General features: G+C 72.9%; 20 protein-coding genes. 8 read left to right on the top strand and 12 right to left on the bottom strand.

All coding sequences use genetic code 11. The annotated features are described in order from the left end of the window. Positions 1 to 7: 7 nt before the first annotated feature. The 3 genes from alc (at position 8) to C7C46_RS21660 (ending at position 3,854) form a co-directional block, all read left to right on the top strand. Complete coding sequence (gene alc, locus C7C46_RS21670; RefSeq protein WP_110671547.1) at positions 8 to 1,273, top strand: allantoicase; 1,266 nt, start codon at positions 8 to 10, stop codon at positions 1,271 to 1,273. Positions 1,274 to 1,336: 63 nt separating this feature from the next. Further along, positions 1,337 to 2,797, top strand: coding sequence for a catalase (locus C7C46_RS21665; protein ID WP_110671546.1), 1,461 nt, complete (start codon positions 1,337 to 1,339; stop codon positions 2,795 to 2,797). 277 nt (positions 2,798 to 3,074) lie between these two features. Then, positions 3,075 to 3,854: an IclR family transcriptional regulator gene (locus C7C46_RS21660; protein WP_110671545.1), complete on the top strand. Its 780-nt coding sequence runs from the start codon at positions 3,075 to 3,077 to the stop codon at positions 3,852 to 3,854. A gap of 19 nt (positions 3,855 to 3,873) precedes the next feature. Here C7C46_RS21660 and C7C46_RS21655 read toward each other — a convergent pair whose 3' ends face one another. After that, a complete protein-coding gene (locus C7C46_RS21655; RefSeq protein ID WP_181442456.1) occupies positions 3,874 to 4,449 on the bottom strand; it encodes a TetR/AcrR family transcriptional regulator in 576 nt (191 codons plus the stop codon). A 110-nt stretch (positions 4,450 to 4,559) separates the two neighbouring features. Here C7C46_RS21655 and C7C46_RS21650 point away from each other — a divergent pair, with 110 nt between their 5' ends. Further along, on the top strand, positions 4,560 to 4,997 hold the full coding sequence (locus C7C46_RS21650; RefSeq protein WP_110671543.1) for a nuclear transport factor 2 family protein: 438 nt from the start codon (positions 4,560 to 4,562) through the stop codon (positions 4,995 to 4,997). Positions 4,998 to 5,068: 71 nt separating this feature from the next. On the opposite strand, the gene C7C46_RS21645 is transcribed toward C7C46_RS21650, so the two are convergent. Then, the gene (locus tag C7C46_RS21645; RefSeq protein WP_110671542.1) at positions 5,069 to 5,503 is read right to left on the bottom strand and encodes a CBS domain-containing protein; all 435 of its coding nucleotides are present in this window, start codon (positions 5,501 to 5,503) and stop codon (positions 5,069 to 5,071) included. Between the two features lie 197 nt (positions 5,504 to 5,700). On the opposite strand from C7C46_RS21645, the gene C7C46_RS21640 reads away from it, so the two are divergent. The 4 genes from C7C46_RS21640 to C7C46_RS21625 are packed head-to-tail and all read left to right on the top strand — an operon-like array spanning position 5,701 to position 10,393. Continuing rightward, complete coding sequence (locus C7C46_RS21640) at positions 5,701 to 6,591, top strand: metal-dependent hydrolase (protein WP_110671541.1); 891 nt, start codon at positions 5,701 to 5,703, stop codon at positions 6,589 to 6,591. 18 nt (positions 6,592 to 6,609) lie between these two features. Continuing rightward, entirely contained in the window at positions 6,610 to 7,848 is a 1,239-nt protein-coding gene (locus tag C7C46_RS21635) for a PDR/VanB family oxidoreductase (protein WP_245984677.1), read from the top strand. Further along, positions 7,845 to 8,681, top strand: coding sequence for a M24 family metallopeptidase (locus tag C7C46_RS21630; RefSeq protein ID WP_110671540.1), 837 nt, complete (start codon positions 7,845 to 7,847; stop codon positions 8,679 to 8,681). Before C7C46_RS21635 ends, C7C46_RS21630 begins: the two co-directional genes overlap by 4 nt. Further along, entirely contained in the window at positions 8,678 to 10,393 is a 1,716-nt protein-coding gene (locus C7C46_RS21625; RefSeq protein ID WP_110671539.1) for an SDR family oxidoreductase, read from the top strand. Before C7C46_RS21630 ends, C7C46_RS21625 begins: the two co-directional genes overlap by 4 nt. A 30-nt stretch (positions 10,394 to 10,423) precedes the next feature. On the opposite strand, the gene C7C46_RS21620 is transcribed toward C7C46_RS21625, so the two are convergent. The 10 genes from C7C46_RS21620 to C7C46_RS21575 all read right to left on the bottom strand — a co-directional run bounded on the left by C7C46_RS21620 (position 10,424) and on the right by C7C46_RS21575 (position 21,421). Next, positions 10,424 to 11,638: a globin domain-containing protein gene (locus C7C46_RS21620; RefSeq protein WP_110671538.1), complete on the bottom strand. Its 1,215-nt coding sequence runs from the start codon at positions 11,636 to 11,638 to the stop codon at positions 10,424 to 10,426. A gap of 41 nt (positions 11,639 to 11,679) precedes the next feature. Next, positions 11,680 to 12,300: a pyridoxamine 5'-phosphate oxidase family protein gene (locus tag C7C46_RS21615; RefSeq protein WP_110671537.1), complete on the bottom strand. Its 621-nt coding sequence runs from the start codon at positions 12,298 to 12,300 to the stop codon at positions 11,680 to 11,682. Positions 12,301 to 12,515: 215 nt separating this feature from the next. Continuing rightward, positions 12,516 to 12,812: a hypothetical protein gene (locus C7C46_RS21610; protein ID WP_110671536.1), complete on the bottom strand. Its 297-nt coding sequence runs from the start codon at positions 12,810 to 12,812 to the stop codon at positions 12,516 to 12,518. Positions 12,813 to 12,942: 130 nt separating this feature from the next. Beyond that, on the bottom strand, positions 12,943 to 13,848 hold the full coding sequence (locus C7C46_RS21605; RefSeq protein WP_110671535.1) for a hypothetical protein: 906 nt from the start codon (positions 13,846 to 13,848) through the stop codon (positions 12,943 to 12,945). Then, complete coding sequence (locus C7C46_RS21600; protein WP_245984689.1) at positions 13,845 to 14,474, bottom strand: RNA polymerase sigma factor; 630 nt, start codon at positions 14,472 to 14,474, stop codon at positions 13,845 to 13,847. The genes C7C46_RS21605 and C7C46_RS21600 overlap by 4 nt, the downstream gene beginning before the upstream one ends. 230 nt (positions 14,475 to 14,704) lie before the next feature. Continuing rightward, positions 14,705 to 15,886, bottom strand: a complete 1,182-nt coding sequence (locus tag C7C46_RS21595; protein ID WP_110671533.1) for an XdhC family protein — start codon at positions 15,884 to 15,886, stop codon at positions 14,705 to 14,707. Between the two features lie 75 nt (positions 15,887 to 15,961). Then, positions 15,962 to 17,443 (bottom strand): NCS2 family permease, encoded by a 1,482-nt coding sequence (locus tag C7C46_RS21590; protein ID WP_110671532.1) that lies wholly within the window; start codon positions 17,441 to 17,443, stop codon positions 15,962 to 15,964. A 242-nt stretch (positions 17,444 to 17,685) separates the two neighbouring features. Beyond that, positions 17,686 to 20,046 (bottom strand): xanthine dehydrogenase subunit D, encoded by a 2,361-nt coding sequence (pucD, locus tag C7C46_RS21585; RefSeq protein WP_110671531.1) that lies wholly within the window; start codon positions 20,044 to 20,046, stop codon positions 17,686 to 17,688. Further along, positions 20,043 to 20,534: a (2Fe-2S)-binding protein gene (locus C7C46_RS21580; protein ID WP_110671530.1), complete on the bottom strand. Its 492-nt coding sequence runs from the start codon at positions 20,532 to 20,534 to the stop codon at positions 20,043 to 20,045. Before C7C46_RS21580 ends, pucD begins: the two co-directional genes overlap by 4 nt. After that, a complete protein-coding gene (locus C7C46_RS21575) occupies positions 20,531 to 21,421 on the bottom strand; it encodes an FAD binding domain-containing protein (RefSeq protein ID WP_110671529.1) in 891 nt (296 codons plus the stop codon). Before C7C46_RS21575 ends, C7C46_RS21580 begins: the two co-directional genes overlap by 4 nt. Between the last annotated feature and the right edge of the window lie 106 nt (positions 21,422 to 21,527).

Here is a 21,527-nt window from a genome sequence, read left to right as displayed (position 1 = left end):
GAGCGATATGAGTACCAGTCAGACCCCTGCGGCTCCGTTCACCGAGCTGGTCAACCTCGCCTCCCGGCTGCTCGGCGCCGGTGTGGTGGCCACCAACGAGGACACCTTCGCGGACGCGGAGAACCTGCTGGTCGCCAAGCCCGCCGAGTTCCGTCCGCACACCTTCGGCCACAAGGGCCAGATCATGGACGGCTGGGAGAGCCGGCGCCGCCGCGGCACCGGTGCCGACCAGCCGCACCCCACCGACGAGGACCACGACTGGGCCGTGGTCCGGCTCGGGGTGGCCGGCCGGATCCACGGCGTGATCGTGGACACCGCGTACTTCACCGGCAACTACCCGGAGTCCGGCTCGGTCCAGGGCGCCTCGATACCGGGCCACCCCTCGGTCGCCGAGCTGGCCGACGCCGAGTGGACCGACCTGGTGCCCCGCACCCCGCTGCGCGGCGACACCGCCCACGAGTTCGAGGTCGCGGACACCACCCGGTACACCCATGTCCGGCTGAACATCTGGCCGGACGGCGGCGTGGCCCGGCTGCGGGTCTACGGCGAGGTGCTGCCCGACCCGCGCGACCTGGACGGACTGACCTTCGACCTGGCCGCGCAGGAGTTCGGCGGCGTCGCCGAGGCGGCCTCCGACCGCTACTTCTCCTCCCCGCACAACCTGAACGCTCCCGGCCGAGCCACCGTCATGGGCGAGGGCTGGGAGACCCGGCGTCGGCGCGACAAGGCCAACGACTGGGTGCAGATCGCCCTGGCCGGGAGCGGCGAGGTCCTTGCCGTCGAGGTGGACACGAGCCACTTCGTCGCCAACGCTCCCGGCTGGGCCGACCTGCAGGGCTACGACGCCTCCTCGGGCGGCGACCCGGCCACCGACACTGCGGGCTGGTTCGAGCTGCTGCCGCGCACCCGCCTGCAGCCCGACACCCGGCACCGGCTGCGGCTGGCGGCCGGCCGCCCGGCGACCCACGTGCGGTTCAACGTGTACCCGGACGGCGGGGTGGCCCGACTGCGCCTGACCGGTCGGCTCACCGAGTCCGGCCGCGCGGCCCTGGCGCTGCGCTGGTTCGACGCCCTGCCGGCCGCCGAGGCCGCCGCCGCGCTCACCGGCGCCGGGCTGACCGCCGCCGAGGCCGGGGCGCTGGCCGCGGCCCGCCCGCTGGCCGGCCCCGCCCAGGCCGCCGCCGCGGTGGCGGCACTGCAGCCGGCCGACGGCCCGGACGGTGCGGACACCTCCCGCCGCGCCGCCGCGGTGTGGCGCCTGCTCGGTGTCTGACCGTCCCTGACGGGGCGTCACTTCTCTCTGCCTGCCCTACCCTCCCGTACCTGAAGGACCCCCATGTCCAAGATCCTCACCACTGAGTCCGGCGCCCCGGTCGCCGACAACCAGAACTCGGCCTCGGCCGGCGAGTACGGTCCGCTGCTGATCCAGGACCAGCAGCTGCTGGAGAAGCTCGCCCGGTTCAACCGCGAGCGGATCCCGGAGCGCGTGGTGCACGCCCGCGGCTCCGGCGCCTACGGCTACTTCGAGGTGACCGACGAGGTCTCCCAGTACACCAAGGCCGACTTCCTCGGCGCGGTCGGCAAGCGCACCGAGGTCTTCCTGCGCTTCTCCACCGTGGCCGGCAACCTGGGCGCCTGCGACGTGGTGCGTGACCCGCGCGGCTTCGCGCTCAAGTTCTACACCGCCCAGGGCAACTACGACCTGGTCGGCAACAACACCCCGGTCTTCTTCATCAAGGACCCGCTGAAGTTCCCGGACTTCATCCACTCGCAGAAGCGCGACCCGTTCACCGGCGTCACCGAGGCCGACAACGTGTGGGACTTCTGGGCGCACGCCCCCGAGGCCACCCACCAGATCACCTGGCTGTTCGGCGACCGCGGCATCCCGGCCTCCTACCGCCACATGAACGGCTACGGCTCGCACACCTACCAGTGGGTCAACGAGGCCGGCCAGGCGTTCTGGGTGAAGTACCACTTCAAGACCAACCAGGGCATCCGCTCGCTGGACGGCTCGCAGGCCGCCGAGGTGGTGGGCGGCGACGCCGACAGCCACCAGCGCGACCTGCACCAGGCGATCGAGCGCGGCGTGTTCCCGTCCTGGACCCTGTACGTCCAGCTGATGCCGGTGGCCGAGGCCGCCGAGTACCGCTTCAACCCGTTCGACCTGACCAAGGTGTGGCCGCACGCGGACTACCCGCTGGTCAAGGTCGGCCGCCTGGTGCTGAACCGGAACCCGGAGAACGTCTTCGCCGAGGTCGAGCAGGCGGCCTTCTCGCCGAACAACTTCGTTCCCGGCATCGGCCCCTCCCCGGACAAGATGCTCCAGGGCCGCCTGTTCGCCTACGCGGACGCCCAGCGCTACCGCCTGGGCGTCAACCACACCCAGCTCGCGGTGAACGCGCCGAAGGCCACCGAGGTGAACAACTACGGCCGGGACGGCCTGGGGGCCGTCAACAAGTCGGGCCGGGGCAAGAACTACGAGCCCAACTCGTACGACGGCCCGAGCCAGACGGACAGCGCGCTGGCCGCCCCGGTCGCGCTGAACGGCTACACCGGCACCTACACCACGCCGGCCCACACCAAGGACGACGACTTCTTCCAGGCCGGCGAGCTGTACCGGCTGATGTCGGAGGCCGAGAAGTCGCGGCTGATCGACAACCTGGCGGGCTTCCTGTCCCAGGTGAGCCGCGAGGACGTCATCGAGAAGAACCTGGCGCACTTCCACGCGGCCGACCCGGAGTACGGCTCGCGGTTGGCCGCCGCGGTCGCCAAGCTCCGTTCCGCCGAGGAGAACTGAGCCACCGCTACTGCCTGACCCACCCTCGCACGGGCCCCGCCGCGGACAGCGGAGGGGCCCGTCGCCGTGTCCGGCGGCTCGGACCGGCAACCGGGGAGGCGTTCTTGACGCGGCGGCCCCGGAGGCGGATCGTCTGGCATATGCCATTCGGCCAATATCCGTCAGGTCCGCCATTCGCGTGGATCCTGCGCCTCGGCAAGGGGGCTGACGGATAGTCTGGCCGGCGGCGGCGACGGGTTTTTCGCAATGCGGCCGGAAGCGGCGGAAGGGGAGGGCCATGCCGACGCACGGTCACGGTCGTCAGGTCACGCTGGCACAGGGGCAGCCGGGCCCGCACGCCTCGCTGCTGCGGGCGCTGCGGCTGCTGGAGGCCGCCGACCGCCACCCCTACGGGGTCGCGCTGACCGATCTGGTGCGCGACACCGAGCTGCCCGAGCCCGTGGTGCGCGAGCTGGTCACCCTCCTCTGCGACCAGGGCTACCTGCAACTGGACGGTGGCGGCTGGGTGCTGGGCGGCACCTTCGCGATGCTCGGCCAGGCCAACCGGGAGCAGCTGATCCGGATCCGGCTGGAGCACAAACTGGCGGAGCTGCGCGACGAGTTGGGTGCGGCAGTGTACTTCAGCCGGTACCACGAGGGGGAGTTGCGGGTGGAGGCGGTGGCGGCGGCGGAGCACGCGCCGGCGGTGCACGAGTGGGTGGACTTCCGGGCCACGGCGCATGCCAGTGCCATCGGCAAGTGCCTGCTGAGCCAGCTGGACCACGACGGACGGCTGGACCACCTGGCCCGCCACCCGATCGCCCGGCTCACCTCGCGCACCATCACCGACGCCGAGCAGCTGATGCACCGCCTGGAGCGCCAGCCGGCCACCGTGCCGGTCCTCGACCTCCAGGAGTACGCGCTCGGCACCGTCTGCGCGGCCGTCCCGGTCACGGCCGGCTCCACCATCGGCTGCCTGGCCATGTCGATGCCCGCCGAGCACGCCCACCGGCTGCGCTCCGCCGCCGAACTGCTGGCCGACCGGGCGGCGCCGCTGATGCTGGCGATGGCGGTCTGAGGCCCGCCCCGCAAGGGGCCTACCCGGCTCCCAGTCCGGCCAGCACCACCTCGACGGCGCGCCGCCGGGCGGGGCCGTCCTGCGGGTCCAGGTGCTCCAGCGCGCGGCTGGCGCCGACCATCAGCGCGGTGACCTCCGGGACGCCCAGGTCGGGGCGGACCCGGCCGGCCCGCTGGGCGTCGGCGAGCAGCTCGGCGACGGCCTGCAGCACCACCTTGCCGGCCTCCTGGGTGGCCTCGCGCACGTCCACCCCGGCCGCGGCGAGGGCGTCGGCGAACTCGTTCTTGCTCGGCGAGGCGTCCACCACCAGGGCGAAGAAGGCGAGGAAGGCCTCGCCCGGCCCGAGCTCGCCGCGCAGCCGTTCGGCCTCCTGGCCGAGCCGTTCCATCCGGCGCACCAGCACCGCCTGCAGCAGCGCCTCCTTGGTCGGGAAGTGCCGGAACAGGGTGCCGACCCCGACCCCCGCCGCCTTGGCGACCTCCTCGGTCCGCACCCCGGTGCCGCGCGCGGTGAACACCTCCTCCGCGGCGTCCAGCAGTCGGGCGCGGTTGCGCGCCGCGTCCGCGCGCAGCGGGCGCGCCTGATCCGTGCTCACCACTGACCCTCTCTGCCCCTGGACAATCGGAGTCGCCAGTCCGTATCGTCGTAACCGGAGTCGCCAGTCCGATTCTAGGCGACCCCTCTGTCGTCGATCTGGGGGTAACCATGTCCGACAATGCCACGGCGCGCGAGCTCTTCGAGGAGTTGATCGACCGGATCACCTCGGGCCGCTGGTCCCAGACGCCCGAGCTGTACGCCGAGGACGCGGTGGTGGAGGTGCCGTTCTCGCCGTTCGAGCCGAAGCGGATGGTGGGCCGGGCCGCGCTGCAGGCCCGGTTCGACGAGCTGGGCGGCAACCCGCCGTACGAGCTGACGGTGCGCAACCTGGTGATCCACCAGAGTGCGGATCCCGAGGTGGTGATCGCCGAGTTCGACTACGTCGGCCGCCACCTGCCGTCCGGGCGCACCTTCGAGGCGCCCAACATCCAGCTGGTCCGGGCGCGCGGCGGCCGGATCGTGCACACCCGCGACTACCACCACCACGCGGTGATCGCGGCCGCGAGCGGCGGCCTGGAGCAGTTCACGGCCGCCTTCCAGCAGTAGGCCGGGCACGCGCCTGCGGGCCGGATCCCCCGCCGTCGGGGGGATCCGGCCCGCAGCTGCGTACCCGGCCGTCAGTGCTTGACGAACATCGAGTCCATGAAGTCGATGATCTGCTGGTCGGTGACGCCCTTGGCCATCTTGTGGCCCATCGCCAGGTCCTTCTCGGTGATCATGCCGACCAGCTGGTCGTTGTCGATCACCGGCATCCGGCGGATCTGGTGCTGCTCCATCTTCTTCAGCACGGTGCCCAGGTCGTCGTCGGCGCGCACGCAGTGCAGGTGGCCGCCCAGGTCCCGGGCCTTCATCGCGGACGGGTCCCGGCCCTCGGCGATACATCGGGTGATGATGTCGCGCTCCGTGATGATGCCCATCAGGCGCTTGTCCGGGCCGCAGATGGGCAGGGCGCCAACGCCCTTGTCCCGCATCATCATCGCGGCATCCATCAGGGACTGGTCACCGTTCACGCACTGGGCGCCGCTGTGCATGATGTCACGTGCTGTGATCACTGCTCGCTCCTCTCGGTGCCGGAGAGTACCGGCGCCTTCACCGTAGGTGGGTCCGCCGCGGCTCGCGACCGGAGCCGGCGGGGGCCGGAACTATTAGACGTGCTGTCGATAAGGAGGGTCCAAACTCTTGTAACCGGGCATACCCGCCAGTAGGTTGAGGTCCTGCCGCCACCCCCCGCAGGTCAGGAGGTTCCCCCATGCCCAGAACCGTCCCAGAGGTGCACACCGACCTCGTGCTGGAGCCTCGTGACGTCCACTTCGACTGGACCGGGCTGCCGCTGCACTGGATCCCCGACGAGCCGTTCGCCACCCACACCATCAACGTGCTGCACCTGCTGCTGCCCGAGGGCGAGCGCTGGTTCGTCGAGGTGTTCAAGGAGGCGCTGCCGCTGGTCCGGGACGAGCAACTGCGCGAGGAGGTGCTCGGCTTCGTCGGCCAGGAGGCGATCCACGCCGAGGCGCACCAGCAGGTGCTGGACCACCTGCTGGCCCAGGGCCTGGACCCGCGACCGTACGTGCGCCAGATCGCCTGGCTGTTCCAGCGGGTGCTGGGCCCCAAGCCCCGGCTGACGGCCCGCCGGCGCCGGGAGAACGTGATCGAGCGGGTCGCCTTCGTGGCGGCGATCGAGCACTTCACCGCGTTCCTGGGCAACTGGGCGCTCAACTCGCCCGGCCTGGACCGGGCCGGCGCCGATCCGACCATGCTGGACCTGCTGCGCTGGCACGGCGCCGAGGAGGTGGAGCACCGCAGCGTCGCCTTCGACCTGCTGGTGCACCTGGACCCGGGCTACCTGCGCCGGGTGCGCGGCATGCTGCTCGGCGGCCCGCTGCTGGTCCACCTGTGGGTGCGCGGCGTGCGCTTCCTGCTGGCCGCCGACCCGAGCCTGGACGGGCGGGTCCAGCCGAGCTGGAAGGCGGCCTGGCACGTCGCGCGGCGCGGCATGCTGCCCGACCCGGTGCAGTCGCTGCGCTCGGGGATCCGCTACCTCAAGCCCGGCTACCACCCCACCCAGGAGGGCTCCAGCGCGCAGGCGCTCAGCTACCTGGCCGGCTCGCCCGCCGCCCGCGCCGCCGCCGGCGCGCACTGAACCCGAGCGAGGCACCCGATGACACCACGCGCCAAGAAGCCCGCCGCGCCCCGTACCCGGGCCACCGACCCCGCGCCCGCCCTGGCCTTCGGCCGGGACGCCCGGCACGACCTGGAGAACCCGCCCCCGGACCTGTACGGCCGCCCGCAGGCCGACCGGCTGATGGCCTTCCTGACCCGGTTCGGCGACGCCTACAGCCCCGCCATGGGCGCCCCGCTGCTGCGCCGCAGCCCGCGCCGCCCCGAGAGCCGCGGCCGTGCCCCGCTGACCCTGGTGGTCACCGCCCACCGCCCGGTCGCCGAGGAGGTGGTCGAGCTGCACCTGGCCGACCCGGCCGGCGCCCCGCTGCCCGCCTGGCAGCCCGGCGCCCACCTGCGGCTGACCCTGCCCTCGGGCCGGCAGCGCCACTACTCGCTCTGCGGCGACCCCGCCGACCGGTTCGGCTACCGGATCGCGGTGCGCCGGATCACCGGCGGGGGCGGCGGCTCGGTCGAGATCCACGACGAGCTGCACCTGGGCGCCCGCCTGACGGCGCGCCGGCCGCGCAACGGCTTCGCCTTCTGCGGCGAGGCCCAGGTGCTGCTGGTGGCCGGCGGGATCGGCATCACCCCGCTGCTGCCGATGGCCCGCGAGGCGCAGCGCCGCGGCCTGGACTGGCACCTGGTGCACGCCGGGCGCAGCCGGGCCTCGATGCCGTTCACCGAGGAGCTGACGGCGCTGGCCGCGACGGGGGTGCCCCCGGCCGGAGGCGGGGGGAGGGTCACCCTGCTCGCCGGGGGAGTCCCCACCGGTGCCGAGCTGCTGGCCCGGGCCGTCGCCGGCGGTGCCGTCTACTGCTGCGGCCCGGCCCCGATGCTGGCTGCCGTGCAGGAGGCGCTGGACGCCCTGGACGGGCCCCCGGCCTCCGGCCGGCAGGCACCCCGGCGCCGGCCGACCGCGCTGCACTTCGAGCGGTTCGGCGCGGCCCCGATCGCCGACGGTCGGCCGTTCACCCTGCAACTGGGCCCCGGCGGCCGCACCCTGCCGGTCCCCGCCGACCGGTCCGCGCTGGACGTGCTGCGCGAGGCCGACCCCGACCAGCCCTACTCCTGCCACCAGGGCTTCTGCGGGACCTGCAAGGTCCAGCTGCTGGCCGGCACCCCCGAACACCGCGACCGCCGCCTCACCGCCGAGGAGCGCGCGGCCGGCGCCCTGCTGCCCTGCGTCTCGCGGGCCGCCGAGGGCGAGACCCTGGTCCTGGAGGTCGAGCCGCGATGACCGGATTCAAGTACACCGAGCAGGACCTGGCGCGGTTCCGCGAGGTCCAGCAGCTCGCCTACCACTGCGCCGAGCAGGTCGCGGCCTGGATCGAGCCAGGGGTGACGGAGCGTCAGACCACCGCCAGGCTGCGCCGCACCCTGGTGGCCGCCGGCGTGCAGGACTTCTTCCACGTGCCGTTCGCCTGGTTCGGCGACCGCACCGCCTTCCGGCACTTCCACACCCCGCTGCAGTTCTTCGCGGGCGGGCGGGTGCTGCGCGAGGGCATGCCGTACGTGCTGGACTGCGCCCCCGTGGTGGACGGCTACACCGCCGACATCGGCTACGGCGGCAAGGTCGGCGAGAACCCGGTCTGGGACCGGCTGGCCCAGGACCTGAAGGTCTACCGGGACCTGATCCTGCGTGAGGTGCGGGCCCGCCGGCCGCTCGACGAGATCTACGCCGCCGTGGACGCGCAGATCGCCGCGCACGGGTACGACAACCGCCACCAGGTCTACCCTGGCCGGGTGATCGGCCACCAGGTGACCCGCAACACCAGCCGGGCCCCGGCCGGGGTCAACCTGTTCGGCTTCGGCCTGCGCACCCTGCAGACCCTGGGCCGGGAGCTGATCAGCGAGCGCCTGCACGGGCGCTCCCCGCTGTGGGCCGACGGCCGCTCCTCGCGTCACGCGCCCACCCCGGGCCTGTGGGCGGTGGAGCCGCACATCGGCCTCAGGGACACCGGCATCAAGTTCGAGGAACTGCTGGTGGTCACCGAGGACGACGCCTACTGGTTGGACGAGGACCTGCCGCACGTGCGGCGCTGGACGAGCCTTGAGGGGGCCGCCGCATGACCGTCACGCGCAGGACCGTTTCCTCGGCCGGGATCGAGCTCGCGGTCTTCGAGCAGGGCGACCCCGAGCGCCCCACCGTGCTGCTGGTGCACGGCTACCCGGACACCCACCGGGTCTGGGACGAGGTGGCCGAAGAGCTGGCCGCCGACCACCACGTGGTCCGCTACGACGTGCGCGGGGCCGGCGAGTCCGGGGTGCCCGCCGATCGGGCCGGCTACCGGCTGGAGCTGCTGGCCCGCGACCTGTTCGCGGTGGCCGAGGCGGTCAGCCCCGACCGCCCGGTGCACGTGGTGGCGCACGACTGGGGCTCGCTGCAGTCCTGGGAGGCGGTCACCGAGCCCGGCGCCGAGCGGCGGCTGGCCTCCTACACCACCATGTCCGGGCCCTGCCTGGACCACATGGGCCACTGGATCCGGCACCGGCTGCGCCGGCCCACCCCGCGCCACCTGCGCCAGCTGCTGGTCCAGGGGGTGCACTCCTGGTACATCACCGCCTTCCACCTGCCCTACCTGGCGCCGGGCGTCTGGAAGTTCGGCCTGGCCCGGGCCTGGCCGCGGGTGCTGCGCGACCTGGAGAAGGTCAGCCCGCGCCCCGGGCACCCGCAGGCGACGCTGCGTCAGGACGCGGTGCGCGGCATCGAGCTGTACCGGGCCAACATGCGCCCCGCGCTGCGCCACCCGCGCGAGCGGCCGACCCGGGTGCCGGTGCAGCTGGTCACGCTGCGCCGGGACCGCTACGTCAGCCCGTTCCTCAGCGAGGGGCTGGAGCGCTGGGTGCCGGACCTGACCCGGCGCGAGCTGAACGCCACCCACTGGTCGGGGCTGCTGGACCAGGCGCCCGCGGTCGCCTCGCTGGTGCGGGAGTTCACCACCCGGATCGAGCGCGGCGAGCCGCCCGCCGCGGCGGGCGGTCCGCTGGTGGTGGTCACCGGCGCCGGCAGCGGGATCGGGCGGGCCACCGCGCTGGCCTTCGCCGAGCAGCGGGCCACCGTGGTGGTCTGCGACCTGGACCTGGAGGCCGCCCGGCGGACCGCCGAACTGGTCACCCTGCTCGGCGGGGCCGGGCACGCCTACCGGGTGGACGTCAGCGACGGCCCCGCGATGGACGCCTTCGCGCAGACCGTGGCCACCGCCCACGGGGTGCCGGACGTGCTGGTCAACAACGCCGGCATCGGCCACTCCGGGACCTTCCTGCAGACCACCGAGAAGGAGTGGCAGCGGGTGCTGGACGTCAACCTGTGGGGCGTGATCCACGGGTGCCGGGCGTTCGGCGCGCTGATGGCCGAGCGCGGGCAGGGCGGACACATCGTCAACCTGGCCTCGGCCGCTGCCTACCTGCCGTCCAAGGTGCTGGCCGCCTACGCCACCAGCAAGGCCGCGGTGCTGATGCTCTCCGACTGCCTGCGGGCCGAACTGGCCGACCACGGCATCGGGGTGAGCGCGATCTGCCCGGGCATCGTGAACACCAACATCACCCGCACCACCACCTTCTCCGGGCTGGACTCGGCCGAGCAGGCCGCCAAGCAGGCCCGGGTGTCCAAGATGTACGCCCGCCGGGGCTTCCCGCCGGAGAAGGTGGCCGCCGAGATCGTCAAGGCGGTGCGGACCGGCCGGCCGGTGGTGCCGGTCACCGTGGAGGCCAAGGCGGCCCGCCTGCTCGGCCGCCTCTCGCCCGCCCTGCTGCGCCGCGCTGCCCGCATCAACGCCGGATAGCGCAGCAACGCCTCTTGGCCGGCGCCGTGTTCACCGGCCGTCCCGCTGACTCGGTTCGCGGGACGGCCGGTTCACCGCCGCCTGGTCCAGCAGGCCCGAGGTGATGTCCAGTTCGGCCAGCGTGGTGGACAGGTCGTAGTGCAGCCGGTTGCCCGGCACGCCGGCCCGGTGCAGCTGCTCGACCATCGAGACCACCATGTCGTCCGGGCCGGCCACGAAGATCTCGTGCTCGTTCCAGTGGCCCTGGGCGGGCACCACCTCGGGCAGCCGGCCCTGCACGCCCGCGAAGCCGATCTCCTCGGAGACCACCGGGACCAGCAGCAACCGCGGGAAGACCCCGGCCAGTTGGCGCAGTGCCTGGAGGTCGTACAGCTCGCTCTCGCGGCGCACCCCGACGAACAGGTGCAGGGTGAGCGGGCGGTGCCGGGCGATCATCTCCTCGACCAACGCCTTGATCGGCGCCAGCCCGGTGCCGCCGGCCACGCAGACCACCCGGCGGGCCGGGCGCTCCGGCAGCACCATGCTGCCGCGGCCCGGGCCGAGCCGGACCACGTCGCCCACCCGGGTGTGGTGGACCAGCGCGTTGCTCACCCAGCCGGCCGGCACCGCGCGCACGTGCAGGGTCAGCAGGCCGTCCCGGCGCGGGGCGTTGGCGATCGAGTAGGGTCGCCAGACCCGGGGCCAGCGGGCGGTCTCCACGGTGGTGTACTGGCCGGCCCGGAACGGGAACGGGGCGTCGGGGCGCAGCGTGAGCACCGCCACGTCCGGGGTGCGCAGCTCGTGCCCGACCACCTCGGCCAGCCAGGACGGCGGGGTGTGGCCGGCCTCGGCCTCGGCGGCCCCGCTCATCGCGGCCGCGATCTGCTGGTAGGCCGATGCCCAGAGCTGCTCCAGGCGGTCGTTCCAGGCCTCACCGGCGTACTTGCGCAGGGTCGCCAGCAGCGCGTCGCCGACCGCCGCGTAGTGCTCGGCGAGCACCCCGTACTTGCGGTGGTCGCGGCCCAGCTGGGCCAGGAAGGTGCCGAGCTCCTCCGGCCGGTCGATCATCCGCACGGCGCCCGCCAGCGCCCGGAAGAGCCGGTCGCGCTGGAGGTCCATGGCCGGCGGGAAGAGCTGGCGGACCTCGGGGTGGTGCAGGAAGAGGGTGGCGTAGAAGTGGCCGGTGAGCTTGTCGCCGTGCTCCTGGACCAGCGCGAAGCTGGAGCGGAGCAGGGTGAGGTCGTCGGGTTCGCTGGTATCCGTCATGATGGCGTCTGGTCGCAGTTCCCGTGAGAGGTGATGATCGGTCAGGTGGCCTGTCCGGCCACGGCCTTGGCGCCGAAGAAGTCGCCGCCCTTTCGGCGCTGGTCGTCGCTGCCCCAGGCGCGGGTGCGCGGGGCGGGGATCAGGCGCGGGATGTGCTTGGCGCAGTGGATGTAGGCCTCGTCGATGTCGACCAGCACCCAGTGCTCGGCGCGCCGGCCCGGCACGGTCTCCTGTGGCAGGCCGGGCACGGTGCGGCGCAGGGCGGCGTCGTCCACCAGGCAGGCCCGGCCGTTGATGTGCAGGCCGATCAGGTCCCGCACGAAGTCGACCAGCAGCAGGCCGACGTGGCCGTTCTCGGTGATGTTGCCGAGGCTGGCCAGCACGCCGTTGCCGCGGTACTCGGGGTAGGCCAGGGTCCGCTCGTCGATCACGTGCAGGAAGCCGGGCGGACCGGCCCGGAAGGTCGCGTCGCACTCGCCGTCGGCGTCGCTGGTGGCCACGAAGGCCATCTCCTGGCGGGCCACGAACTCCCGCATCCGGGCGTTCAGGTGGTCCAGCACCTGCTCCCTGTAGAACCGTTCGGCCCGCTCGGTGGTGCCGTGTTCCTGCTGCAGCAGATGCTCGCCGGTGGAACCGGGGAGGTGGAGCAGCGGATTGGACATCTGGCCTCCGGGGGACTGGTAGCGCCTCTGAACGCCCATGTCAAGGGCATGACAAGATATCCCCCGGAACTCTACAACTTCGGTCGAACGATATGAGGTTGGCCGGGTCGGCGTTCGACCCTTCAAAGCACCCTACACGCAGCGCGACGAGAGGTCACCCGGAAGGCCCAAGCCGCGGACGGCGACCCGGCGCGGCGTTCGACGAATGTGGCCGGTCAGGCGCGCGGCAGCCGGCCGAGACCGCTGGTCAGGTCATCGGCGTTCATGCACGGCACGGCCGTGACGCGGGCCTGCAGGGTGAGCCAGAACGGTTCGCAGGCGGTGACGATCGAGCTCTCGTCGGGCAGGTCGACCACCAGGGTCATCGCGCGGTGCCCGTTCATCGCGTAGAAGTAGGCCGCCTCGGGCTTGAGGGTGCCCATCAGCTCACCCATGGTCTGCTGGAGCTCGCCGTTGCTGATCAGCTTGTTCGACGCTTCGGTGTCCAACTCGACCTGCAGCAGGGTACGCATGGTCGGACCGCCCTTCGTGTGGTATCCGGTCCTGTCCCTCCACCATCGCGCGCGGCGGCACGGGGAGCAAGGAGGGGGGCTGACGGCCCGTCAGCCCCCCTCGGCCGGCCCGCTGCGGACCGGAGAGCGTTCAACTGTTTCCGTGCTCCGAGGTCCCGGTCGGGCTCGGGTGGTTGCCGTTCTTGGTCCGGCCCGGGTCCGGGGACGGGCTGGGCTTGCCGTGCCCGGTGGCCGCCGGGTCGGGCTTGCCCGGGTCCGCGGTGGCCGAGTGCTGCGGGTCGGTGCCGTCGCTGGGGTCCGAACGGCCCTGGCCGGCGCCGTCGCCCGGGGTGGCACCGGGGCTCTGGTCGCCGCCCGCCGCCTTCAGCAGCAGGGCCGCACAGTAGGCCGGGACCCGGTCCGAGCCGCCCGCCGCGCGCGTCAGCGGCTCGAACCGGGAGTCGTTGTCGGCACCGCGCCACTGTCGGCAGAGCGGGACCAGGTCGTCAGCCGCGCTGCTGCCGGTCGCGGTACCGCCGGTGGCGGCGGCGGCGGTGCTGCTGCCGCCGGCCGGTCCGGTGCGGGCCGGGGCCGCGCCGGTGGGGCGCACGGCGGGGTGGGTGGTGGCGCTCGGTGCCGTGACGGCGCCGGACGAGGGGTCGGCCACGGTGCGCTGCCCGGCGCCGCCGAGCACCTCGGGCAGGTGGCCGGTGCCGGCGGCCACCGCCACCGAGCCGAGCGCGGTCACCGCGAGGGCGGCCACCGCGGCGCGCACGCCGGTGCGGCGGGCGCTGGTACGGCGGCGGGAGACCAGGCGGCGGGCCGGGCGCGCGGGTGCGCCGAGGGCGCCCGCGGTGGGCGGCCCGAGCCGGACGGCCTCGCGGAACGCCTCCACGGCGGCCGTCTCGCCGGTCAGTTCGGCCTCGGTCGCAGGGGCGGCCGCGGCCGCCAGCAGGTCGGCGAGGGCACCCTGTCCGCCCTGCGCACCGACGGCGGGGCCGGCGAGCAGTCGCTCGGCGGCGGCGCGGTCGATCCGACCGGATCGGTTGGTGCTCATCTCATGTCCTTCAGCGTCGAGGCGCCCGGTTTCGTCACACCGAGGGACGGGTTTTTCGTGCTCCGCTCCACCCGCTGGCCCGGCACCGCGGGCACCGGGGCCTCGAGCAGCTTGGCCAGCCTGCGCAGCCCCCGGTGCGCGGCCATCCGCACGCTGCCGGCCCGCTTGCCCAGCACCTGGGCCGCGCTCTCGGCGTCCAGTTGCAGCACCACCCGCAGCAGTACCGCCTCGGCCTGGTCCTTGGGCAGTGCGGCGATCAGCTCGAGGGCGCGCCGGGTGCCGTCGGCGGCGACCACCGTGCCCTCGGTGTCGTCCTCGGCGGCCAGCTCGGTCAGGTACTCCTCCGGCAGCTCCGCGGTCGGGCGGCGGCGCTTGGCCCGCAGGTGGTCCAGCGCGCGGTGCCGGGCCACGGTGGCGGCCCAGCCGCGGAAACCGTCCCCGTCCCCGTGGAAGGTGTGCAGGTCGCGGGCGATCTGCAGCCAGGCCTCCGAGGCGATGTCCTCGGCGTCGCTCGGATCCCCCACGAGTACCCGCAGATAGCGCAGCAGCAGCGGCTGCACCGTCCGGAACACCTGTCTGAACGCCTCCTCGTCACCGGCCTGGGCGGCGGCCACCGCCTGGCCCAGGTCGGCCTCGGAGGGTGGTGGCGCGGGTCGGGAGGGCGGGCCGGCGTCTTCGGCGTACCCGAACGGATCTGCGTTTTGCACTGGCACATCATGCGGCATGCGGCGGCCTCCGGTGGCCAGCGGGGGAAAGAAGAAGATCCCGTTCGAGCGCTGCGCTCGAACGGGACCGGTGGGGGAGCAGGGGTCGCCGGGCCGCCCGCCAGGGGCCCCGAGGCCAGTTTCCAGGGGTGTCAGGCCACCCGGAAACCCGCGCCCGAGCGCTTGGCGGCCCGGGCCAGGTCGTGGTGGATCGGGCCGGTGCCGGCCGACAGCGGCAGGCAGCCGCCGCCGCGCCGGCCGGCCACGATCTCGGCGGCCACCGCCACCGCGGTCTCCTCCGGGGTGCGGGCGCCCAGGTCCAGGCCGATCGGCGAGCGCAGCCGGGCGATCTCCGCCTCGGTCAGGCCGGCCTCGCGCAGCTTGGCGTTGCGGTCCAGGTGGGTGCGGCGCGAGCCCATCGCGCCGACGAAGCCGACCGGCAGCCGCAGCGCCCGCTCCAGCAGCGGGATGTCGAACTTGGCGTCGTGGGTCAGCACGCACAGCACGCTGCGGCCGTCCAGCTTGGCCAGCTGGGTGTCCAGGTAGCGGTGCGGCCAGTCGACCACCACCTCGTCGGCGTCCGGGAAGCGCCGGGCGGTGGCGAAGACCGGGCGGGCGTCGCAGACCGTCACGTGGTAGCCGAGGAACTTGCCTATCCGCACCACCGCGGCGGCGAAGTCGATCGCGCCGAAGACCAGCATCCGCGGCTTGGGGACGTAGGACTCGACGAAGAAGGTGACGGTCGCGGCGGCCGTCGGGTCGCACGGGCGCCCGTCCAGGGCCAGCGTGACCTTGCCGGTGCGGCCCGCGTCCAGCATCGCCCGGGCCTCGGCGACCAGCGAGCGCTCCAGGGCACCGGTCATGCTCGGGCCCGTGGGCGAGAGCGCGCCGTGGTGGGTGTCCGCGGTCACCGCGACGGTGGCGCCGAGCAGGGCGTCCGGCCCCTCCACCACCCGGGCCAGTGCCACCGGAGTGCCCGAGGCGATGTAGCTGATCCCGGCGTCCAGCCCGGCGTCGGCGCCGGGGACCACCGGCTGCACGAAGACGTCCAGGATCCCGCCGCAGGTCAGGCCGACCGCGAAGGCGTCCTCGTCGCTGTAGCCGAACCGCTCCAGCACCGGCTGCCCGGACTCGATCGCCTCCCGGCACAGCTCGTAGACCGCCCCCTCGACGCAGCCGCCGGAGACCGAGCCGACCGCCTCGCCGACCGCGTCCACGGCCAGCGCCGCGCCCGGGTCGCGCGGGGCGCTGCCGGAGACGCCGACCACGGTGGCCACGGCGAAGGAACGCCCCGCGGCGTGCCAGGCCTGCAACTGCTCGGCGATGTCCTGCATGGCGGCTCCTGCTTTCACTGCGAGGGTACGAGGGTGAGTGCCCCGGTGCGCAGCAGGGCGCACCGGGGCCGGGACTCAGTGGACGCCGAGCCACTCCTTGACCGGAGTGAGCGCGAAGTACACGACGAACACTGCGGTGAGCACCCACATCAGCGGGCCGGGCTCACGCCACTTGCCCTTGCCCGCCTTGATCACCACGTAGGAGATCACACCGGCGGCGACGCCGGCCGTGATGCTGTAGGTGAAGGGCATCAGGGTGCAGGTGAGGAAGGCCGGGATGGCCACCTCGCGGTCCGCCCAGTCGATGTGCCGGGCCTGACTCATCATCATCGAGCCGATCACCACCAGGGCGGCCGCGGCCACCTCGACCGGCACGATGCCCGCCAGCGGCGAGAAGAAGAGCATCAGCACGAACATGCCGCCGGTCACGGTGGAGGCGAGGCCGGTACGGGCGCCCTCGCCGACACCGGTGGCGGACTCGACGAAGACCGTCTGGCCCGAGGCGCCGACCAGGCCGCCGATCGCGCCGCCGGCCCCGTCGATGAACAGCGCCTTGGACAGGCCCGGCATCCGGCCCTGCGAGTCGGCCAGCCCGGCCTCGGTGCCGACGCCGATGATGGTGGCCATCGCGTCGAAGAAGCCGGCCAGCACCAGGGTGAAGACCGCGACCGAGGCGCTGATCGCGCCCAGGCCCTTGCCGCCGAAGGCGCCGAACAGGTCCACGTGGCCGAACAGGCCGAAGTCCGGTGCGGAGACCGGGCTGCCGGGCCAGGTCGGCGCCGCGCTGCCCCAGGCCTTGGTCGGGATGTGCGCCACCGTGTTGACCACCACGGCGAAGACGGTGCCGGCCACGATGCCGATCAGGATCGCGCCGCGGACGTTGCGGGCCAGCAGCACGAAGATGGTCAGCAGGGTGAAGGCGAAGCAGACCACCGGCCAGCCGGTCAGCTCGCCGAAGGGACCGAGCGAGACCAGGGTCGGGCCGCCGCTCATCACGAACCCGGCCTTGTGCAGGCCGATCAGCGCGACGAACAGGCCGATGCCGATGGTGATCGCGTGCTTGAGCGGCAGCGGTATGCCGTTCATGATCTTCTCGCGCAGGCCGGAGACGACCAGCAGCACGATCAGCAGGCCGTAGATCACGCACAGGCCGAAGGCCTGGGCCCAGGTGGTGTGCGGGACCACCAGCGCGGAGACCGCGCCGGAGACCGACAGGCCGGCGGCGACCGCCAGCGGCACGTTGCCCACCACGCCCATCACGATGGTCACCACGGCCGCGGCCAGCGCCGTGGAGGTGGTCAGCTGGGCGTGGCTCAGCTTGGCGCCGGTGACGTCGGCGCCGCTCAGGATGAGCGGGTTGAGCAGGACGATGTAGGCCATCGCCATGAAGGTGGTCAGACCGCCGCGGATCTCGTTGCCGAAGGTCGAGCCCCGGGCGGAGATCTTGAAGTACAGGTCCAGAGCGTTCTTCGGCGAAGCTGCCGCCGCCGGCGTGGGGGTGCCGGTCTCGACGGTTTCTCTTTCAGTGGTGCCGGGCTCCGTGGGGATCCGGGTCATGTCCACTCCCAAGGTTCATAGGGGATTGGGGTGGGCGAGCCGACCTGACTGTCGCCGCGGAGGACGGAGCAGGGGGACTTGTTCGACTCACTGGCGCACACGGTGTGCGGGTTGCGGTGCGTGGGGTGGTGCGCACCGCTGCAGAGCCCCGGCGTGGGAGAGGCAGCGGGCCTTGCGGGGTGGAGCGGGTGGAGCAGCCCCGGGGCGGCGGGGGAAGACGTGACCGCCGCCCCGGGGAGGTACTAGAGGGTCCCGGTGAGGTGCTCGGGACGGACCGGGATGCGGTTGAGCGCGATCCCGGTGGCCTGGCGGATGGCGGCCACGATCGAGGGGGTGGCGGAGACCGTGGGCGCCTCGCCGACACCGCGCAGCCCGTACGGGGCGTTCGGGTCGGGCAGTTCGAGCACGTCCACCGGGATCGGCGGGGTGTCGAGGATGGTGGGGATCAGGTAGTCGGTGAAGGAGGCGTTGCGGACCTTGCCGTCCTTGACGATGATCTCCTCCATCACCGCCAGGCCCAGCGCCTGGGTGCAGCCGCCCTGGATCTGGCCGACCACCGAGAGCGGGTTGAGCGCCTTGCCGACGTCCTGGGCGGCCGTCAGCTCGACCACCTTGACCAGGCCCAGCTCCACGTCCACGTCGACCACCGCGCGGTTGGCGCAGAAGGTGTACTGGACGTGGCCGAAGCCCTGGCCGGTCTCCTTGTCGAAGGCCTGGGTGGGCCGGTGGTGGTGCTCGCGGGTCAGGTCGATCGCCTCGTCGCCGAGCAGGTCGACCATCGAGACCAGCGCGCCGCCCGACTCGGAGACCACCTTGCCGCCGACCAGGTCGAGGTCGGTCTGGGTCCAGCCGTAGCGCTTGCGGCCCTTCTCGATCAGCGCCTGCTTGACCGCCTCGGCGGCCAGCTTCACCGCACCGCCGGTCATGTAGGTCTGCCGCGAGGCGGAGGTGGAACCGGCCGAGCCGACCTCGGTGTTGGCCGGGTGGATGGTGACCTGCTCCACGCCCAGCTCGGTACGGGCGATCTGGGCGTGCACGGTGATGCCGCCCTGGCCGACCTCGGCCATCGCGGTGTGCACCATGGCCACCGGCTCGCCGCCGATGACCTCCAGGCGGACCCGGGCGGTGGAGTAGTCGTCGAAGCCCTCGGAGAAGCCGACGTTCTTGATGCCGACCGAGTAGCCGATGCCGCGCACGATGCCCTCGCCGTGCGAGGTGTTGGACAGCGCACCGGGCAGCTGGCGCACGTCCAGGTCGGTCAGGTCCAGCGGCGGCGGCAGCGGCATGTCCTTGACCCGCTGCAGCAGTTCGGCGACCGGGGCCGGCGAGTCGATCTGCTGGCCGGTGGGCATGTAGTCGCCCTCCGACATCGCGTTCAGCTGGCGCAGCTCGACCGGGTCCATGCCGAGGGCCTCGGCGAGCTTGTCCATCTGCGACTCGTAGCCGAAGGCGGCCTGCACCGCGCCGAAGCCGCGCATCGCGCCGCAGCTCGGGTTGTTGCTGTAGAGCGCGATGGCGTGCATCTTCACGTTCGGGATCACGTACGGGCCGTGGCCCAGCGAGGCGGCGTTGCCGACCACCGCGGGGGAGGCGGAGGCGTAGGCGCCGCCGTCCAGCACGATCCGGCAGTCGGCGAAGACCAGCTTGCCGTCGCGGGTCGCGCCGTGCTCGTAGCGCATCTTGGCCGGGTGGCGGTGCACGTGGCCGAAGAAGGACTCGTCCCGGGCGTAGACGATCTTGACCGGCTTGCCGGTGCGCAGCGCCAGCAGGCAGGCGTGGATCTGCATCGAGATGTCCTCGCGGCCGCCGAAGGCACCGCCGACGCCGGCCAGGGTGAGGCGCACCTTCTCCTCGGGCAGGCCGAGCACCGGGGCCATCTGCTCGCGGTCCACGTGCAGCCACTGGGTGGCGATGTAGAGGTCGATGCCGCCGTCCTCGGCGGGCACCGCCAGGCCGGACTCGGGGCCCAGGAAGGCCTGGTCCTGCATGCCGACCTCGTACTCGCCGCTCACGATGACGTCGGCCAGCGCCCGTACCTCGTCGGTCACGCCGAGGCCCGAGACCAGCTTCTGCTCGTGGCAGATGTTGCCGTAGCCGTGCGACTTGTACTCGTGCGGCTCGTGCACGTACCCGTAGGTCTCCGGGTCGAGGCACTGCTCCTCGGTGGTGATCGGGGTGAGCACCTCGTACTCGACCTTGATCTTCTTCACCGCGCGGCGGGCCGTCTCCGGGTGGTCGGCCGCGACCAGCGCGATGGCCTCGCCGTGGTAGCGGACCTTGTCGATCGCCAGCGCCGGCTGGTCGCGGATCTCCAGGCCGTAGAACTTCGCGCCGGGGATGTCCTCGTGGGTCATCACCGCGTAGACGCCCGGGGTCTTGAGGGCCTCGGAGATGTCCACACCGATGATCTTGGCGCGCGGGTGCGGCGAGCGCAGCGCCATGCCCCAGAGCATGTCCTCGTGCCACAGGTCGGAGGAGTAGGCGAACTCGCCCTTGACCTTCAGAATGCCGTCCGGGCGCAGCGGCGAGCCGCCGATGCCGTCCTTGGAGGCCTGGTTGATGTCCTGCAGGTTCTTCTGACCCGCGATCGTCCGCGCACTCATGCCTGGGTCCCCGCCTTCTGGCACGTGCGGGCGGAGGCCAGCCGCACCGCGTCCATGATCTTCTCGTAGCCGGTGCACCGGCACAGGTTGCCGCTGAGCGCCTCGCGGATGTCGGTGTCGCTGGGCTGCGGGTCCCGGTCGAGCAGCGCGTCGGTCTGCACCAGCAGGCCCGGGGTGCAGAAACCGCACTGCACGGCGCCGGCGTCGATGAACGCCTGCTGGACCAGACCGAGCTCGCCGCTCTCCTCGTCGGCCAGGCCCTCGACGGTGCGCACCTGGCGGTCCTGCACCTGGCCGGCCGCGACCAGGCAGGAGCAGACCGGCACGTCGTCCAGGTAGACCGTGCACGAGCCGCACTCGCCCTGCTCGCAGGCGTTCTTGGAACCCGGCAGGCCGACCCGCTCGCGCAGCACGTAGAGCAGGCTCTCGCCCTCCCACACGTCGTCCGCCTCGACGGGCTTGCCGTTGGCGGTGAAAGTGACCCTCATGCCGCGCTCCTGATCTGCTTGCTGTAGTCGTTCCAACACCAGGTGAGGGTCCGTCGGGCCATCACCGCGAGGGTGTGCCGGCGGTAGTCCGCGGTGCCGCGCACGTCGTCGATCGGGGACGCGGCGGCCTTGACCAGCTCGCCGAACCGCTGGATCACCTCGGTGCCGAGCAGCGCCCCGCTCTCCCACAGACCGCGCTCGGCGAGCACGCCCTGCAGGTACTCCTCGGCCTCCACCGCGCGGCGCGGGGTGGGGGCGGCCGAGCCGATGCCGGTGCCGACCGTGTGGTTCTTGGGGTGCAGCGCGAAGCCGAAGGCGGCGACCGCGATCACCATCGCGTTGCGGGTGCCGATCTTGGAGAACTCCTGCGGGCCGTCGGCGACCGGGATGTGCACCCGGCGGATCAGCTCGTCGGGCTCCATGGAGTTGCGCTTCACGCCGACGTAGAAGTCGTCGATGGCGATCATCCGGGTGCCGCGGGCCTGGGAGGCGACCTCGACGAAGACGTCGCGGCCGGCCGCCAGCAGCGCCGGGTGCGAGTCGCCGGCGGGGGAGGCCCCGCCGAGGTTGCCGCCGACACCGCCGCGGTTGCGGATCTGGGGGGATCCGACCGTGTGCGCGGCCCGGGCCAGCCCCGGCAGCGGCCCGGACAGCTCGTCGATGATCCGCGAGTAGGGGACCGAGGCGCCGAGCTTGACGACCTCGCCCTCGATCGTCCACTCGGTCAACTCGGTGAGGCGGTTCAGGTCAAGCAGCGCGGACGGCCGGTGCACGTCGAAGTTCATCTCGACCATCACGTCCGTGCCACCGGCGATCGGCAGCGCGGTCGGGTACTCAGCCTTCGCCGCGAGCGCCTCGTCCCAGGTAGCGGGCCGCAGGAACTCCATGCGGGTGTCTCCTCAAGTCGTCGCCGATCGAACCTTTGGGCAGGGTGCCCGGAATCCCCGCTGCCTCGCCCGAACGGCGCTGCGGTGCGGAAAGTCGTACCTCCGG

The sequence above is a fragment of the Streptomyces tateyamensis genome (genome assembly GCF_003205575.1).
GTDB classification, from domain to species: Bacteria; Actinomycetota; Actinomycetes; order Streptomycetales; family Streptomycetaceae; genus Kitasatospora; species Kitasatospora tateyamensis.
The sequence above is the reverse complement of the archived record's forward strand: the minus strand, read 5'-3'. Positions and strand labels throughout refer to the sequence as shown.

Excerpts from the sequence above, each read along its gene's own strand:
- alc (WP_110671547.1), top strand. The coding sequence starts at position 8 with ATGAGTACCAGTCAGACCCCTGCGGCTCCGTTCACCGAGCTGGTCAAC.
- C7C46_RS21665 (WP_110671546.1), top strand. The coding sequence starts at position 1,337 with ATGTCCAAGATCCTCACCACTGAGTCCGGCGCCCCGGTCGCCGACAAC.
- C7C46_RS21660 (WP_110671545.1), top strand. The coding sequence starts at position 3,075 with ATGCCGACGCACGGTCACGGTCGTCAGGTCACGCTGGCACAGGGGCAG.
- C7C46_RS21650 (WP_110671543.1), top strand. The coding sequence starts at position 4,560 with ATGTCCGACAATGCCACGGCGCGCGAGCTCTTCGAGGAGTTGATCGAC.
- C7C46_RS21640 (WP_110671541.1), top strand. The coding sequence starts at position 5,701 with ATGCCCAGAACCGTCCCAGAGGTGCACACCGACCTCGTGCTGGAGCCT.
- C7C46_RS21635 (WP_245984677.1), top strand. The coding sequence starts at position 6,610 with ATGACACCACGCGCCAAGAAGCCCGCCGCGCCCCGTACCCGGGCCACC.
- C7C46_RS21630 (WP_110671540.1), top strand. The coding sequence starts at position 7,845 with ATGACCGGATTCAAGTACACCGAGCAGGACCTGGCGCGGTTCCGCGAG.
- C7C46_RS21625 (WP_110671539.1), top strand. The coding sequence starts at position 8,678 with ATGACCGTCACGCGCAGGACCGTTTCCTCGGCCGGGATCGAGCTCGCG.
- C7C46_RS21620 (WP_110671538.1), bottom strand. The coding sequence starts at position 11,638 with ATGACGGATACCAGCGAACCCGACGACCTCACCCTGCTCCGCTCCAGC.
- C7C46_RS21615 (WP_110671537.1), bottom strand. The coding sequence starts at position 12,300 with ATGTCCAATCCGCTGCTCCACCTCCCCGGTTCCACCGGCGAGCATCTG.
- C7C46_RS21610 (WP_110671536.1), bottom strand. The coding sequence starts at position 12,812 with ATGCGTACCCTGCTGCAGGTCGAGTTGGACACCGAAGCGTCGAACAAG.
- C7C46_RS21605 (WP_110671535.1), bottom strand. The coding sequence starts at position 13,848 with ATGAGCACCAACCGATCCGGTCGGATCGACCGCGCCGCCGCCGAGCGA.
- C7C46_RS21595 (WP_110671533.1), bottom strand. The coding sequence starts at position 15,886 with ATGCAGGACATCGCCGAGCAGTTGCAGGCCTGGCACGCCGCGGGGCGT.
- C7C46_RS21590 (WP_110671532.1), bottom strand. The coding sequence starts at position 17,443 with ATGACCCGGATCCCCACGGAGCCCGGCACCACTGAAAGAGAAACCGTC.
- pucD (WP_110671531.1), bottom strand. The coding sequence starts at position 20,046 with ATGAGTGCGCGGACGATCGCGGGTCAGAAGAACCTGCAGGACATCAAC.
- C7C46_RS21580 (WP_110671530.1), bottom strand. The coding sequence starts at position 20,534 with ATGAGGGTCACTTTCACCGCCAACGGCAAGCCCGTCGAGGCGGACGAC.
- C7C46_RS21575 (WP_110671529.1), bottom strand. The coding sequence starts at position 21,421 with ATGGAGTTCCTGCGGCCCGCTACCTGGGACGAGGCGCTCGCGGCGAAG.